Annotated in this window: 12 protein-coding genes; 6 read left to right on the top strand and 6 right to left on the bottom strand. The window is 56.4% G+C overall.

The genetic code is table 11. The features are described 5' to 3' along the window. The first annotated feature begins 99 nt into the window (after positions 1-99). Together bssR and LPQ25_RS17415 are read left to right on the top strand one after the other, a co-directional pair. Positions 100-483 carry a biofilm formation regulator BssR gene (gene bssR, locus LPQ25_RS17420; RefSeq protein ID WP_004151712.1) on the top strand — a complete coding sequence of 128 codons (384 nt, stop codon included), beginning with the start codon at positions 100-102 and terminating at the stop codon, positions 481-483. A 115-nt stretch (positions 484-598) separates the two neighbouring features. Continuing rightward, the gene (locus LPQ25_RS17415; protein ID WP_004141981.1) at positions 599-1708 is read left to right on the top strand and encodes a PQQ-dependent sugar dehydrogenase; all 1110 of its coding nucleotides are present in this window, start codon (positions 599-601) and stop codon (positions 1706-1708) included. Between the two features lie 2 nt (positions 1709-1710). Here LPQ25_RS17415 and LPQ25_RS17410 read toward each other — a convergent pair whose 3' ends face one another. Then, positions 1711-2337: a glutathione S-transferase family protein gene (locus LPQ25_RS17410; protein WP_009485545.1), complete on the bottom strand. Its 627-nt coding sequence runs from the start codon at positions 2335-2337 to the stop codon at positions 1711-1713. 1532 nt (positions 2338-3869) lie between these two features. On the opposite strand from LPQ25_RS17410, the gene LPQ25_RS17405 reads away from it, so the two are divergent. Next, a complete protein-coding gene (locus LPQ25_RS17405; RefSeq protein WP_020806119.1) occupies positions 3870-3998 on the top strand; it encodes a hypothetical protein in 129 nt (42 codons plus the stop codon). Between the two features lie 652 nt (positions 3999-4650). Further along, positions 4651-5853, top strand: a complete 1203-nt coding sequence (dacC, locus tag LPQ25_RS17400; protein ID WP_014907903.1) for a serine-type D-Ala-D-Ala carboxypeptidase — start codon at positions 4651-4653, stop codon at positions 5851-5853. Positions 5854-5891: 38 nt separating this feature from the next. Here the strand turns inward: dacC and deoR are convergent, their stop codons facing one another. Together deoR and ybjG are read right to left on the bottom strand one after the other, a co-directional pair. Continuing rightward, a complete protein-coding gene (gene deoR / locus LPQ25_RS17395) occupies positions 5892-6650 on the bottom strand; it encodes a DNA-binding transcriptional repressor DeoR (protein ID WP_004151717.1) in 759 nt (252 codons plus the stop codon). Between the two features lie 101 nt (positions 6651-6751). Continuing rightward, a complete protein-coding gene (gene ybjG / locus LPQ25_RS17390) occupies positions 6752-7345 on the bottom strand; it encodes an undecaprenyl-diphosphate phosphatase (protein ID WP_004183502.1) in 594 nt (197 codons plus the stop codon). A 327-nt stretch (positions 7346-7672) separates the two neighbouring features. Here ybjG and kdeA point away from each other — a divergent pair, with 327 nt between their 5' ends. Next, positions 7673-8905, top strand: coding sequence for a multidrug efflux MFS transporter KdeA (gene kdeA / locus LPQ25_RS17385; RefSeq protein WP_004141972.1), 1233 nt, complete (start codon positions 7673-7675; stop codon positions 8903-8905). Between the two features lie 37 nt (positions 8906-8942). Here the strand turns inward: kdeA and LPQ25_RS17380 are convergent, their stop codons facing one another. Both LPQ25_RS17380 and LPQ25_RS17375 read right to left on the bottom strand, forming a co-directional pair. Further along, positions 8943-9755 (bottom strand): Cof-type HAD-IIB family hydrolase, encoded by an 813-nt coding sequence (locus tag LPQ25_RS17380; RefSeq protein ID WP_004141971.1) that lies wholly within the window; start codon positions 9753-9755, stop codon positions 8943-8945. Continuing rightward, positions 9755-10957 carry an MFS transporter gene (locus tag LPQ25_RS17375; RefSeq protein ID WP_012737709.1) on the bottom strand — a complete coding sequence of 401 codons (1203 nt, stop codon included), beginning with the start codon at positions 10955-10957 and terminating at the stop codon, positions 9755-9757. Before LPQ25_RS17375 ends, LPQ25_RS17380 begins: the two co-directional genes overlap by 1 nt. An 82-nt stretch (positions 10958-11039) precedes the next feature. Here LPQ25_RS17375 and LPQ25_RS17370 point away from each other — a divergent pair, with 82 nt between their 5' ends. Continuing rightward, on the top strand, positions 11040-11603 hold the full coding sequence (locus LPQ25_RS17370) for a TetR/AcrR family transcriptional regulator (protein ID WP_004223846.1): 564 nt from the start codon (positions 11040-11042) through the stop codon (positions 11601-11603). Between the two features lie 177 nt (positions 11604-11780). On the opposite strand, the gene LPQ25_RS17365 is transcribed toward LPQ25_RS17370, so the two are convergent. Further along, entirely contained in the window at positions 11781-13466 is a 1686-nt protein-coding gene (locus tag LPQ25_RS17365) for an aspartate:alanine antiporter (RefSeq protein WP_004147745.1), read from the bottom strand. Between the last annotated feature and the right edge of the window lie 70 nt (positions 13467-13536).

Raw genomic sequence — 13536 nt, 5'->3', positions numbered from 1 at the left:
TGATGTTAAAGAACTGGGGATTATTGACCTGGCGCATCATTTTGCACAAAAAATAACCGTATTATGGAAAGGGTAAAGGACGACAGAGGAGGAACCGTGATGACCGTTGACAGACTATACCGCCACCTTCTGCAGAAGCTTATTAACGCCAATATCGATATTGACGCCTATCTGCAACTGCGAAAGGCCAAAGGCTACATGTCAGTCAGCGAAAATGACCATCTGCGTGATAACTTGTTTGAGCTTTGCCGTGAAATGCGTGCGCAGGCGCCGCGCCTGCAGAATGCCATTTCACCGGAGGAGAGGGATGTCCTTCGCCTGGCCGGCGAATCGGTCGCCGCCGCTGCACTATGCCTGATGAGCGGGCATCATGATTGTCCGCTATACATCGCTGTTAACGTAGAGAAGCTAGAACGCTGTCTGACAGGATTGACCTCAAATATTCATAAATTGAATAAATTGGCGCCAATCACTCATGCCTGATCGGCTGAAACCCAGGGGAAGTGAATGCTTCCCCTGTTAAAGGTTATGTAAAAATCCCCGCGCAAATTTCCCCGCTGGCTACCCTTTAGCCCAGAGCTGACGAAAGGAGAATGCCATGCGTCCGATCCCACTGCTGTTGATATTGAGCGCCTTAGCGCTACCAGCCCTGAGCCAGGCCGCGGTGCGGGTGGAGGTATTGCAAAACCGGCTGGCCCAGCCGTGGGGCATGGCCTTTCTGCCTGACGATCAGGGCATACTGATCACCCTGCGCGGCGGCGAGCTCAAGCGCTGGCAGCCGGGTAAAGGTCTGTCGGCGCCGATAGCCGGCGTGCCGCAGGTATGGGCCAACGGCCAGGGTGGCCTACTGGACGTGGCGCTGGCCCCGGATTTCGCCCAGTCGCGGCGGGTGTGGCTGAGCTATGCGGAAAGCGACGCCAGCGGTAAGGCGGGCACCGCGGTGGGCTATGGGCGGTTGAGCGAGGATGCCACGCAGCTGACGAACTTTACCGTGGTCTTTCGCCAGCAGCCGAAGCTCTCCGTCGGCAATCATTTTGGCGGCAGGCTGGTGTTCGACGGCAAAGGATATTTGTTTATCGGGCTGGGCGAAAATAATCAGCGCGCCACCGCCCAGGATCTCAGCAAGCTGCAGGGGAAAGTGGTCCGCCTGACGGAGACCGGAGGTGTACCGCCGGATAACCCTTTTGTCGGCCGGGCTGACGCCAGGCCGGAGATCTGGGCTTACGGCATCCGTAATCCGCAGGGCATGGCGATGAATCCCTGGAGCGAGGCGCTGTGGCTGAACGAGCATGGCCCGCGCGGCGGAGATGAAATTAATATTCCGCAGGCGGGGAAAAATTACGGCTGGCCGCTGGCGACGCACGGTATTAACTACAGCGGCCTGCCCATTCCGGAAGCAAAAGGCAAAACGGTTCCGGGGACCGAACCTCCCCTGTATGTCTGGCCGGTCTCTCCCGGGGTGAGCGGGATGGCCTTTTATTCGGCGCCGACCTTTCCCCAGTGGCAGCATAAGCTGTTTATCGGCGCGCTGAAGGAGACATCGCTGATTGTCCTGGCGGTGGACGGTAATCAGGTCCGCGAGGAGGGGAGATTACTGGAGGCGCGCGGAAAACGCATCCGCGATGTTCGCGTGGGACCCGACGGCTATCTGTACGTTTTAACCGACGAGTCTAACGGCGAGCTATTGCGGTTGAGTCCCGAGGCTTAGCCTCAGGTCACCGGGATCTGCACTACTTCGCGCCAGGCAGGACGTTGGCTAATCTGCTGATACCAGCGCTGCAGATGGGGCCGCGGTTGCCAGCTGTCGAGGATCGACAACAGATTGTAGACGAAGGGAGCGACGGCAATATCGCCAAGGCCGAACTGCTCGCCGGAGAGCCACGGCATTTTGGCCAGTTCGTCATCCAGCATGGCGAACAGCGCTTCGCAGGCGCTGATCCCCGCGGCGATGGCCGCCGGGTCGCGCTGCTCCGGTGGCGTTCTCACCAGGCCCATTAATACCGGGCGATGGGCGGGTGAGAGGGTGCCGTTGGACCAATCCATCCACTTTTCCCCTTGCGCGCGCTGCGCCGGCGCGGCCAGCCACAGACGGTCAACGCCATACTGGGCCGCCAGGTAGCGAATAATCGTATTTGATTCCCACAATACCACCCCGGTGGCATCGTCCTTTAACAACGGCACCAGCCCGTTCGGGTTCATCGCCAGATATTCCGGGTCATGATTGAGACCAAACTCCAGCCCGGCGAGGATCTGCTGATAAGGCAGATCCAGCTCCTCCAGCACCCAGCGTACTTTCTTCACGTTGGTCGAGTTATTACGTCCCCACAGTGTAATAATTTTCGCTCCTGAGTTTGTTTCACTGCCGTTGCAGCGCGATCGGCGATCATGTTGGGATAAAGTTAAAAATCCGGCAAGCTTTTTTATTTGGCTGTTATTAAAGGTTTTTATGCTTACTCCCTTCAGCCAGGGGCACTCCTGGGTTACAGGGCCCGGAAAGTGTTTTTACTATTTTACAGGAGTAATATCTATAGGGTGTTACGCTACGAAGGAAAGGGCGTGAATATGGTGTATCTTATTGATAATTAAAGCTTTAAATCATGCATGCATCTATAAAAACGCTCCCTCTCCGTCTCGGTTAAAATCTCAATGTCGCCTGAGGGTATAATTTGATGCTGATTATTGCATCGCAATCATCTGAGGAACACAGGTTAATATTAATAAATAGAAAGTCAGTGAAAGAATTATATTTTTACAGGGATGAACTGTTGTTTTTATCGATCGGATATACATCTTTTTCATCCCACCCAGAAAAAATAGACCATGAGAGGCGCCGACTGGCTGGAAGATATTCTGAAAAATAGCAAAAAAAACCCAGTGACTGGCACTGGGGAGTAAATTTACTCAGGGTTGCATGCTGTTCTCAAGATAATATTCGAGTCTCGAAGTATGGGTTAACCAAAGGTAACCATCAACTTCCATACAGACTACATGGGAAATATACTGTATTAAATAACCAGGAATCCACCCTTACTTTTGTGCTATTTATCTTACCTGGGTAATCACGGCGGGGGTAAGTGGTATATAATGCAATAATCAGTATTTGAATCTATAGCGTTAAACGAGCAGAGCCTGGTAGAGGACTTTACTTTCCCCGGAAGGATTTGAAAAAGGCGGTTAAAATGAATGACTGATAAGGATGGCCAGCATACTATCGCGGTGCTATCAAAACATCCCTGCAAAACGAAATAGGGATAAAAGAAGCACTGGCGAACTGCAGTCTGGAAGAGCGAGTCGTAGAGCTCGATATGGCATCGGACGAGAAGGGTAGGAGATTACCCGGGAAGAGATGTTAACCTTTTCATCAAACCGGCGTGATTAATAACGGGCAACAGAATCAGAGCGGCCCGGGGTTTTGAGAGCAATACTTCTGTAAAGGCCACGGCTGTGGATGCGCTGTTATGAATGTATTTGTAAAATTTATCACCATCCAGAGTCGCCTTGAAAAAAAAAGCCCAGCGACAGGCTGGGGTGTAATTACACGCATAAAGGGATATGCCATTTTCAACACAATATGCGAATCTTAATTTATGGAATAACTGCGGGTGAGCTACCCGCTTCCATAAAGATTGCAGGGGAAACTATACTGTATTTAATGACCAGGAATCCATCCTTATCGATGTGCTATTTTTCTTACTTGTGTAATACGGAAAGGGAAAATAGCCCGATAAACTATCTTTTACCGATATGCCGACTAAAACAGGAAAGCCGTCTGCCTGCTTATCCAGTGGGCGAATAATTCATATCATTAGCGGGAGGCTCTCCCTTCCTGACCTCAATTCCTGATGGTGGCGTATAGAGGGGATAGCTGATTGATATCCTTTATCAAGGAGATTGCGCCTCCATCGGCGGAATGCTATGGCAATCGAAGCCCTGCTGAACATGGCGATCAGGCAGGCCCGATGGAGAGAAAAGTGCGGGCGTTGTTGCTAATTTCCTGAGACGGGCGTAATGACCGTCTCAAGCATAGCCCGGGAGTTCTCAACTGCATTTCAGGCGTAAATAGGGCCTACAGAACCTTCAGGTTTATATTTAAGCGTCTGAGACTTCTACAGCAGCAAGCCAGATGTGGTTATTGTGAGTTCGGAAGTTGAACTGGGCCTCATGGAATGCAACCGGGCCGACATTTTGAGTTTTGTGAAGGGTATCAGCAGTAACAACCATCCCCGGTTCTCAGGTGAAGGGGGTAGGGGCGACGCGACTGGATATCACTGGCCAGGCTTTCGCTTACCCCACACGGCCCCGCCATAATGTGAATCTATGACCAGGCAAACCACAATGAAAGACACGCTTGCGACGTCTCTTTAGGAGCATTTTCCCCGAAGAGAAGTGAGCTATGTTATTGAAATTTCGGTGACTAATTGGTTTTGAAAGGCGATTTTTTTCTTGCCATAATAAAGTTAACATTAAGGCGATTACGATCAAAAAAATTGTTCTGATTAAAGCACAGCGGCATGTTATTGCGTAAACTTTAAAAACTTTACCAACTCGCTGTTTCTTTAAGGTCATTTGTACGCTTTACTCACCGGTTGCTGCGGCGCGGTCAGAGTGGCGCGGCATATTTTGTTTGGAAAGGATACTTGGGTGGCTCTTATGATGCATGACGCTTTTTCCCTTCGCGGCCTCGCGGCAGGTTGCGCGCTGTTATTTCTTGTCGCACCTGCGGTGCAGGCTGCGGAACAACTCCCCGACGCCCCTTCAATTAACGCTCGCGCCTGGATCCTGATGGACTATGCCAGCGGGAAGGTGCTCAGCGAAGGCAATGCCGATGAAAAACTCGACCCGGCCAGTCTGACGAAGATCATGACCAGCTACGTGGTAGGGCAGGCAATAAAAGCGGGAAAAATCAAACTGACCGATATGGTGACCGTTGGGCGCGATGCCTGGGCGACCGGCAACCCGGCGCTGCGCGGCTCATCGGTGATGTTCCTCAAGCCTGGCATGCAGGTTTCCGTAGAAGATCTGAATAAAGGGGTCATCATTCAGTCCGGTAACGACGCCAGCATTGCGATTGCTGACTACGTAGCGGGCAGCCAGGACGCTTTCGTTAGCCTGATGAACGGCTACGCCAAAAAAATGGGGCTGACCAACACCACCTTTATGACCGTCCACGGCCTTGACGCGCCGGGGCAGTTCAGCACCGCCCGCGATATGGCGCTGCTGACCAAAGCGATGATCCACGACGTACCGGAAGAGTACGCGGTACATAAAGAGAAAGAGTTCACTTTCAATAAAATTCGCCAGCCGAACCGCAACCGCCTGCTGTGGAGCAGCAACCTCAACGCCGATGGCGTGAAAACCGGGACCACCGCCGGGGCCGGCTATAACCTCGTCTCCTCGGCCACTCAGGGTGATATGCGTTTGATCGCCGTGGTGCTGGGGACCAAAACCGACCGCATTCGCTTTAACGAGTCAGAAAAACTGCTGACCTGGGGCTTCCGCTTCTTTGAAACCGTGACGCCGATTAAACCAGATGCCACCTTCGTTACCCAGCGCGTGTGGTTTGGCGATAGCAATGAAGCGAAACTGGGGGCTGGCGAGGCGGGCTCTATCACTTTGCCGAAGGGCCAGCTGAAAAACCTGAAAGCCAGCTATACCTTAAATCAGCCGCAGCTTACCGCGCCGCTGGAGAAGGGGCAGGTGGTCGGGACTATCGACTTTAAGCTAAATGATAAAACCATTGAACAGCGTCCGCTGATTGTCATGGAGTCGGTAAAAGAGGGCGGCTTCTTCAGCCGGATGATCGACTTCGTGCTGATGAAACTGCACGGCTGGTTTGGCAGCTGGTTCTCCTGATGCCTGCCCGCGCCCTGCGGGGCGCGGGCAGCGACGCTTCAATACAGTAGGGAAATCTGCTGCGCCTTCGCCAGCGCGACCAGCTCATCATCCGGGCAGATATCGCTGGCGATCACGTCAAATTTCGCTAACGCCCCCATGCGCGCCGGACGCACTTTGCCAAACTTGCTGTGGTCGACCACCAGCACGTGATAGCGCGCGTGACGCATCGCCCAGTGCTTAACCGGCAGCTCTTCCAGGTTATAGCAGGTCGCCCCCTGCTCGCAGTCGATCCCCGCCGCCGAGTAAAAGGCGATATCAGGGCTCAGATGGCTGAGGGTATCCTCAAGGCTCAGCGGCATAAAAATCGCGTTGCTGGCATGAAACTCCCCACCGCACAGGACCGCGCGGCACTGGGGTTTTTCCTGCAGGGCCAGAAAGGTGTTCAGGGAGTAGCAGACGCCGGTGAAGGGCAGGGCATCGTCAATGGCGTCAATAATCCACGGCGTGGTGGTCCCGCAGTCGAAGAAGGCCATCTGATGGGCCTCCAGCAGCGCGGCCGCATGGCGAGCGGCACGGCGTTTTTCCTCGACCAGCCGGGTTTTTTGATCGCTGAGCAGGTAATGGGTGGCGCTGCGCGGCTCCAGCACAATGTATCCGCCGAGCAGCACAACCGGGCCGCTGTGGCCATTGAGGTCGCGACGAATGGTCATTTCCGACACCCCAAGCAGGGAAGCGGCTTCTTTCAGATGCAGCTTATCGCTGCGTTTAAGTGCCTGAATGAGCTGACTGATACGTTCGTCACGGCGAGTTTCCATATTCCCTCTGCGCTAAAATCGCCCTGCGGGGGCAGGGCGTTAGCGGGATTTTACCTGTCGCTTGCGGGTTAGTCACGCGGTGGCCGCAGCGACGGCGGCGTTTAGCCGCGCACCCAACCTTTGCGGATTGGCAAGGAGAAGCAGAGACGATACAGCCGCTGCAGCTGATGGTATAGCGCCGGGCCGAACGTATGCCAGATCAGCGCCGCGCCAAGGCAGCCGCACATCCCGGCCAGCAGCCCGCCGACCATATCCAGCGGCCAGTGCACGCCGAGATAGACACGGGACCAGGCGATGGCGGCGGCAATGGCCATCAGCAGGGCGCCGGACCACAGGCGATGCCAGAACAGGAAGGCCAGGGCAAAGGTAAAGCTGACGGTGCCATGGTCGCTGGGGAAGGAGTCGTCCGCCGCGTGGTGCAGGAAGTTATAGCCTACGCCGGCGACAAACGGCCGATCGTGCGGATAGAGGTGGCCGATCGCCCACGACACGGTCAGGCTGATCGTCAGCGCCAGCATCAGCTTAAACACCATCTGCCGCTGGGCAGGCCCCCACAGCCACAATGTCACCACCAGCAGAGGTACGATCAGAATCAGATCTTTAGCGATGAAGATCGCCATCTCAATGGCCCACTGCGGCGAGGCAGGCGTCGCGTTGAGCAGGGCGAACAGCGCATAGTTAATTTTTTCCAGCATAGACTTCCAGGCTCGTTGGTCCGATAGCAATTAAGCCGCCTACCCTAAATAAAAGCGGTGCGGAGTTAAAGGCGGCATTGTCTTAAAGATCAGGTTGTTATGAAATCCACTACCATAAAGTCTACGGCTAACAGCCTGAAAAACGTCAGTATATCGTTTGTCACATTGCTGAAACATAAACGGAATATATACACAGGCTGAATAACAGGGGAGAGGCAGGACGATGGCGCACGGCTCGTAATATTGTGCGGTGTCACCCACAATTCACTATCTCCGCGCCGGGAGTTTCATTACACTTTGCGCGATTTTTGATAGATAAGAGATTTCATGCAAAATTATTCGCTTTCAGGCCGCCGCCTCGGAAGGCAGGCGCTGTTGTTCCCGTTATGTCTGGTGCTGTACGAGTTTTCCACTTATATCGGCAACGATATGATTCAGCCGGGCATGTTAGCCGTGGTGCAGGAATTTCAGGTGGGCAACGAATGGGTACCTACCTCAATGACTGCCTATCTGGCAGGCGGCATGTTTTTACAGTGGCTGCTGGGGCCGCTGTCGGATCGTATTGGCCGCCGTCCGGTGATGTTGACCGGCGTAGTATGGTTCATCGTCACCTGCCTGGCGACGCTGCTGGCGCAGACCATTGAGCAGTTTACCCTGCTGCGCTTCCTGCAGGGGATCAGCCTGTGCTTTATCGGCGCGGTGGGCTATGCGGCGATACAGGAGTCCTTTGAGGAGGCGGTGTGTATCAAAATCACCGCCCTGATGGCTAACGTGGCGCTGATAGCCCCGCTGCTGGGGCCGCTGGTGGGCGCCGCCTGGGTGCATATCCTGCCGTGGGAGATGATGTTTGTCCTGTTCGCCGTGCTGGCGGCCATCTCGTTCTTCGGCCTGCAGCGGGCGATGCCGGAGACCGCGACGCGGCTGGGCGAAAAGCTGTCGGTGAAAGAGCTGGGCCGCGACTATCGGCTGGTGCTGAAGAACCTGCGCTTCGTCGCCGGCGCGCTGGCCACCGGCTTTGTCAGCCTGCCGCTGCTGGCGTGGATTGCCCAGTCGCCGGTGATTATTATCAGCGGCGAACAGGCCACCAGCTATGAGTACGGCATGCTGCAGGTGCCGATTTTCGGGGCGCTGATTGCCGGCAACCTGGTGCTGGCGCGCCTGACTGCGCGCCGGACCGTGCGCTCGCTGATTATCATGGGCGGTTGGCCGATCATGTTTGGCCTGATCCTCTCTGCGGCGGCGACCGTGGTCTCTTCCCACGCTTATCTGTGGATGACGGCCGGTCTGAGCTTCTACGCCTTCGGGATTGGCCTCGCGAACGCCGGCCTGGTGCGTTTAACCCTGTTCGCCAGCGAGATGAGTAAAGGCACGGTCTCGGCGGCGATGGGAATGCTGCAGATGCTGATCTTCACCGTCGGCATCGAGCTCAGCAAACATGCTTACGAGCTGGGCGGCAACGGGCTGTTCAGCCTGTTTAACCTGCTGGGTGGGGTACTATGGCTGGGGCTGATGATTTACTTTCTGAAAGATAAAAGCGTCGGCAATTCGCAGCAGGGGTAGTTGTTTTCAACCCGGATGCGCTCGCATCCGGGTCTTATCAGGCGAACGGCGCTTCGCGATCCAACACCTTATCAATAATCTGCAGGACACCTTCTTCGTTGTTATGCGGCGCCTGATAGCGGGCGACGGCTTTGACGTCTTCCCGGGCGTTGGCCATGGCAAAGCCAAACCCGGCGTGCTGCAGCATTTCGATATCGTTGCCGCTGTCGCCGAACGCCACCACCTCGTGATCCTCAATGCCCCAGCGCTGCTGCAAAATGCGCAGCCCGTTGGCTTTGTGCACACCCGGGATAATTAAGTCGATGCTGCCGTAGCCGGTGGCCACCGCGGTGACCATGTCCCCCAGCGCCGCGTGCAGCTTCGGCTGAATTTCCGGGATCAGGCTGTCTGGCACGTTGAGACCAAATTTGAGGATGGTGTCATCGAGATGGTTAAAATCGTCCACCAGTTCAAGGCGGTGATAATACTTCGCCGCCACCGTCTTCAGCGCGTCGTTGTAGCGATTGAGGGTGTAGGCGCTGCGCTTCCCGCAGGCGATGATTTCGATATTCGGCAACGTCTGCAGATGGTCGACCACGGCGTTGAAGTGGTGAACCGGCAGTTGGCAGTTGAAGACGTCTTCATTGCCGCTCACCACCCAGCCGCCGTTTTCCGCCACGAAGGCGATCTGATGGGCGATCTCCGGGAAAAAGGAGATCAGCTGATAATATTGATTGCCGCTGGCGACCACGAAGCGAATATTCTGTTCGCGCATTCGCTGGTACTGGGCGAGGAAGCGCGGCCGGTTGTAAGTTTTGGCATCGCTTAAAAAGGTGCCGTCCATATCCACCGCAATCAGTTTGATGCTCATTAGCTGTTCTCCATAACGGGTTCAGATTGTGGCTTAGCCACCGCGCGGGCGACCAGCGCCGCCACCATCACCAGACCCAGCACCACCATCATGGCGCTGCGCAGGCCGAAGTGTTCGCCGAGGAAACCCAGCAGCGGCGGCCCGACGAGGAAAGCGAGATAGCCGGTGATCGCCACCACGCTGACGCGCTTGGGCGCGTCCGGCCCGGTATCGCTGGCGGCGGAGATGGTCAGCGGGAAGCCGAGCGAGGCGCCAATGCCCCACAGCAGCACCGAGATGCCCGCCACCCAGGGGTTATCGACGAAGATGATCAGGCCTATGCCGAGGGCGCCCATCACTGCGCTGCCGCGGACTACCGCCACCCGGCTGTAGCGATCGATAAACCAGCCGCCGGTAAAGCGGCCCAGCGTCATGCCGAGGGTGAAACCGGCATAAATCAGGGAGCCGGAGGTGGGGCTAAAGCCGTGGCCATCCACCATCAGCAGCGGCAGCCAGTCGTTGGCCGAGCCTTCGGCAAAGGCCATCGCCAGGACAATTACGCCGATCAGCAGCAGCTGCGCGTCGCGCCACACCGGCAGACCTTTCGTCTCACCGTGGGCGACTTCGGCGGCATTTTTACCGGTGCCGTCGGGAATGGCGCGGATAGCAATGGCGATGGGCAGGATAGCCACCAGCGCAGCCGCCAGAATGTGCGGGGCGGCCGGCAGACCGAATCCGGTCACTGCCATGCCCACCCCGGCGCCGAACAGGGTGCCAAAGCTGTAGAAGCCATGCATCATCGGCAGCACCGTTTTATTCATCTCCCGCTCGATGGCCGCGCCTTCGACGTTAATAGCGACCTCTGCAGAGCCGAAGCTGGCGCCGAAGATGGCCAGACCGAAGGCGAACAGCGGGGCGGAAGTGACCCACAGCGCCAGGCTGAGCACCAGCATGCCAAGCACGGCGAAGGACATGGTGGTGCGGATGACCTTGCGGGTACCAAAGCGCTTCACCAGCCACGCCGAGCAGAGAATACCGCTCATCGACCCCACCGACAGACCAAACAGCACCACGCCCATCTCTGCGGTGGATAGCGCCAACAGATCGCGGATCGCCGGCGTGCGGGTGGCCCAGGAGGCCATTAACAAGCCGGGGATGAAAAAGAACATAAACAGCGCCCATAACCGAAGCTGCAGCGCTCTACGCGAGGATTGCGTCGTCATCCGTAAACGCCTTAAAGGAGAAGAGTGAAGACAACAGTAGCAAGTATGTGTACATTTGTACATAAACCGGAAGAGGAAAATCATGGCCCGTAGACCAAACGATCCGCAGCGCCGCGAGCGCATCCTGCAGGCGACGCTGGATACCATCGCGGCGCACGGCATCCATGCGGTGACGCACCGTAAAATCGCCACCTGCGCGAATGTGCCGCTGGGATCGCTGACCTACTATTTCAGCGGCATTGAGGCGTTAATTGAGGAGGCGTTCAGCCTGTTTACCGCCGAGATGTCGGCGCAGTATCAGCAAGGCTTCGTCGGGGTAACGAACCGGGAACAAGCCTGCGATGCCATCGCGGATCTGATCTTCAGCGCCCAGGTGACCACGGCGCGCAATATGGAGCTGATGTACCAGCTGTACGCGTTCTGCAGCAGTCAGCCGGCGCTGAAGGCGGTGATGCAAAACTGGATGCGGCGCAGCCAGCAGACGCTGGAACAATGGTTTGCCCCCGATACCGCCCGCGGTCTCGACGCCTTTATTGAAGGGATGACCTTGCACTTTGTCACCGACCGCGCACCGTTGTCGAAGGCGGCAATCCGCATGATGGTCGGGCAGCTGGCAGGGGAGAGGGCGCAGGAAGAGAGGCGCTGAAGCGGCGTTTCACCCGGAATGGCTAAACGCAGGCAACAAAAAACCCATCAACCTTGAACCGAAGTGGCGGGGTTGATGGGCTCCACAAAATGGGGACATCAAAGAAAAGCAGTGGCATTACTTATGACTGATGCCCTGAGAAAAAGTTCTGCCTGTGACGGCTTTTTTCTCAAAAAATTATTGTAGCCCTGGCCAGATGATCACGATGAGCGTCCCGGCAAGGGTAAGCAGCACGTTGGCGATGGCGTAGGTCCCTGCGTAGCCGAGCGCTGGAATATTGCTGCGCGCGGTATCGCTGATGATCTCCATCGCCGGGGCGCAGGTGCGGGCTCCCATCATGGCGCCGAACAGCATCGCCCGGTTCATGCGCAGCACGTAGGCGCCGAACAGGAAGCAGATCACCACCGGCACCAGGCTGACGATAAGCCCTGCCGCCAGCATCTGGCCGCCGACGGCGCCCAGCCCGTTATTGATCCCGGCCCCGGCGCTGAGACCGACCCCGGCCATAAACACCATCAGACCAAACTCTTTCACCATGTTCAGCGCCCCCTGCGGGATATAGCCGAAGGTTGGGTGGTTGGCGCGCAGGAAGCCAAGCATGATGCCGGCGAACAGCAGGCCGGCGGCGTTGCCGATGCCGAAGCTGAAGGAGCTGAACTGGAAGGTGATCATGCCGATCATCAGGCCAACGATAAAGAAGGCGCAGAAGGCCAGCAGATCGGTCACCTGGCTGTGAATGGAGATAAAGCCGATGCGGTCGGCCACGGTTTTTACGCGGCGGGCGTCGCCGCTGACCTGCAGCACGTCGCCTTTGTTCAGTACGACGTTATCGTCGATAGGCATCTCGATCTGGCTGCGAATAACCCGGTTTAAGAAGCAGCCGTGGTCGGTAAGCTTGAGCTGCGCCAGGCGGCGGCCGACGGCGTTGTGGTTTTTGACCACAATCTCTTCAGTGACGATGCGCATGTCGAGCAGATCGCGGTCGAACACCTCTTTACCGTTGCGGAAGCTCGGGTCGAGGCGGGCGTGGGCGTCCGGGTAACCCACCAGCGCAATATCGTCACCCATCTGCAGCACCGCGTCGCCGTCCGGGTTGGCCAGAATGCCGTTGCGACGAATGCGTTCAATATAGCAGCCGGTCTGGCGGTAAATACCCAGTTCGCGCAGATTTTTGCCATCCGCCCAGGCCACCAGCTCCGGGCCGACGCGGTAGGCGCGGATCACCGGCAGGTAGACTTTACGTTTGGAATCGGTATCGAGGCCGCGCTCGCGGGCGATTTGCTGGGCGCTGGTCTGCAGATCCTGATGCTGCAGCTTGGGCATATAGCGGGCGCCGACGATCAGGCTCACCAGACCAACCAGATAGGTCAGGGCATAGCCGAGGCTCAGATGGTCAAGCGACTGCGCCAGCTGATCGCTGGGCAGGCCGAAATGGCGCAGGGTGTCGCCCGCGCCCACCAGCACCGGGGTGGAGGTCATGGCGCCTGCCAGCATACCGGCGGTGAGCCCGATATCCCAGCCGAACACTTTACCCAGCATCATGGCGATCAGCATCGCGCTGCCGACCATCACCAGCGCCAGCATCAGGTAGTTTTTCCCGTCGCGGAAAAAAATAGAAAAAAAGTTGGGCCCGGCTTCTACGCCAACGCAAAAAATAAACAGCATAAAGCCGAGATTAAGGGCATCGGTGTTAATCGCGAAATGCTGCTGGCCTAATAATAGAGAAACGACTAAAACGCCAATGGAATTACCAAGTTGTACTGAGCCGAGACGCAGTTTTCCCAGGCATAGTCCTAATGCAAGTACAACGAATAATAACAGGATGTAATTCCCGTTTAACAAATCTGCGACGTTTATATTCACGAAAGCCAACTTCTCATTTACTAGTAAGTTGTTGAAGGAAATGGTTATTTGGTCTAAGGTTGCTCAGGCG

It is taken from the genome of Klebsiella sp. KPN54798 (assembly GCF_021184225.1).
Taxonomy (GTDB): Bacteria; Pseudomonadota; Gammaproteobacteria; order Enterobacterales; family Enterobacteriaceae; genus Klebsiella; species Klebsiella pneumoniae.
The sequence above is the reverse complement of the archived record's forward strand: the minus strand, read 5'-3'. Positions and strand labels throughout refer to the sequence as shown.

Excerpts from the sequence above, each read along its gene's own strand:
- bssR (WP_004151712.1), top strand. The coding sequence starts at position 100 with ATGACCGTTGACAGACTATACCGCCACCTTCTGCAGAAGCTTATTAAC.
- LPQ25_RS17415 (WP_004141981.1), top strand. The coding sequence starts at position 599 with ATGCGTCCGATCCCACTGCTGTTGATATTGAGCGCCTTAGCGCTACCA.
- dacC (WP_014907903.1), top strand. The coding sequence starts at position 4,651 with ATGATGCATGACGCTTTTTCCCTTCGCGGCCTCGCGGCAGGTTGCGCG.
- deoR (WP_004151717.1), bottom strand. The coding sequence starts at position 6,650 with ATGGAAACTCGCCGTGACGAACGTATCAGTCAGCTCATTCAGGCACTT.
- ybjG (WP_004183502.1), bottom strand. The coding sequence starts at position 7,345 with ATGCTGGAAAAAATTAACTATGCGCTGTTCGCCCTGCTCAACGCGACG.
- kdeA (WP_004141972.1), top strand. The coding sequence starts at position 7,673 with ATGCAAAATTATTCGCTTTCAGGCCGCCGCCTCGGAAGGCAGGCGCTG.
- LPQ25_RS17380 (WP_004141971.1), bottom strand. The coding sequence starts at position 9,755 with ATGAGCATCAAACTGATTGCGGTGGATATGGACGGCACCTTTTTAAGC.
- LPQ25_RS17375 (WP_012737709.1), bottom strand. The coding sequence starts at position 10,957 with ATGACGACGCAATCCTCGCGTAGAGCGCTGCAGCTTCGGTTATGGGCG.
- LPQ25_RS17370 (WP_004223846.1), top strand. The coding sequence starts at position 11,040 with ATGGCCCGTAGACCAAACGATCCGCAGCGCCGCGAGCGCATCCTGCAG.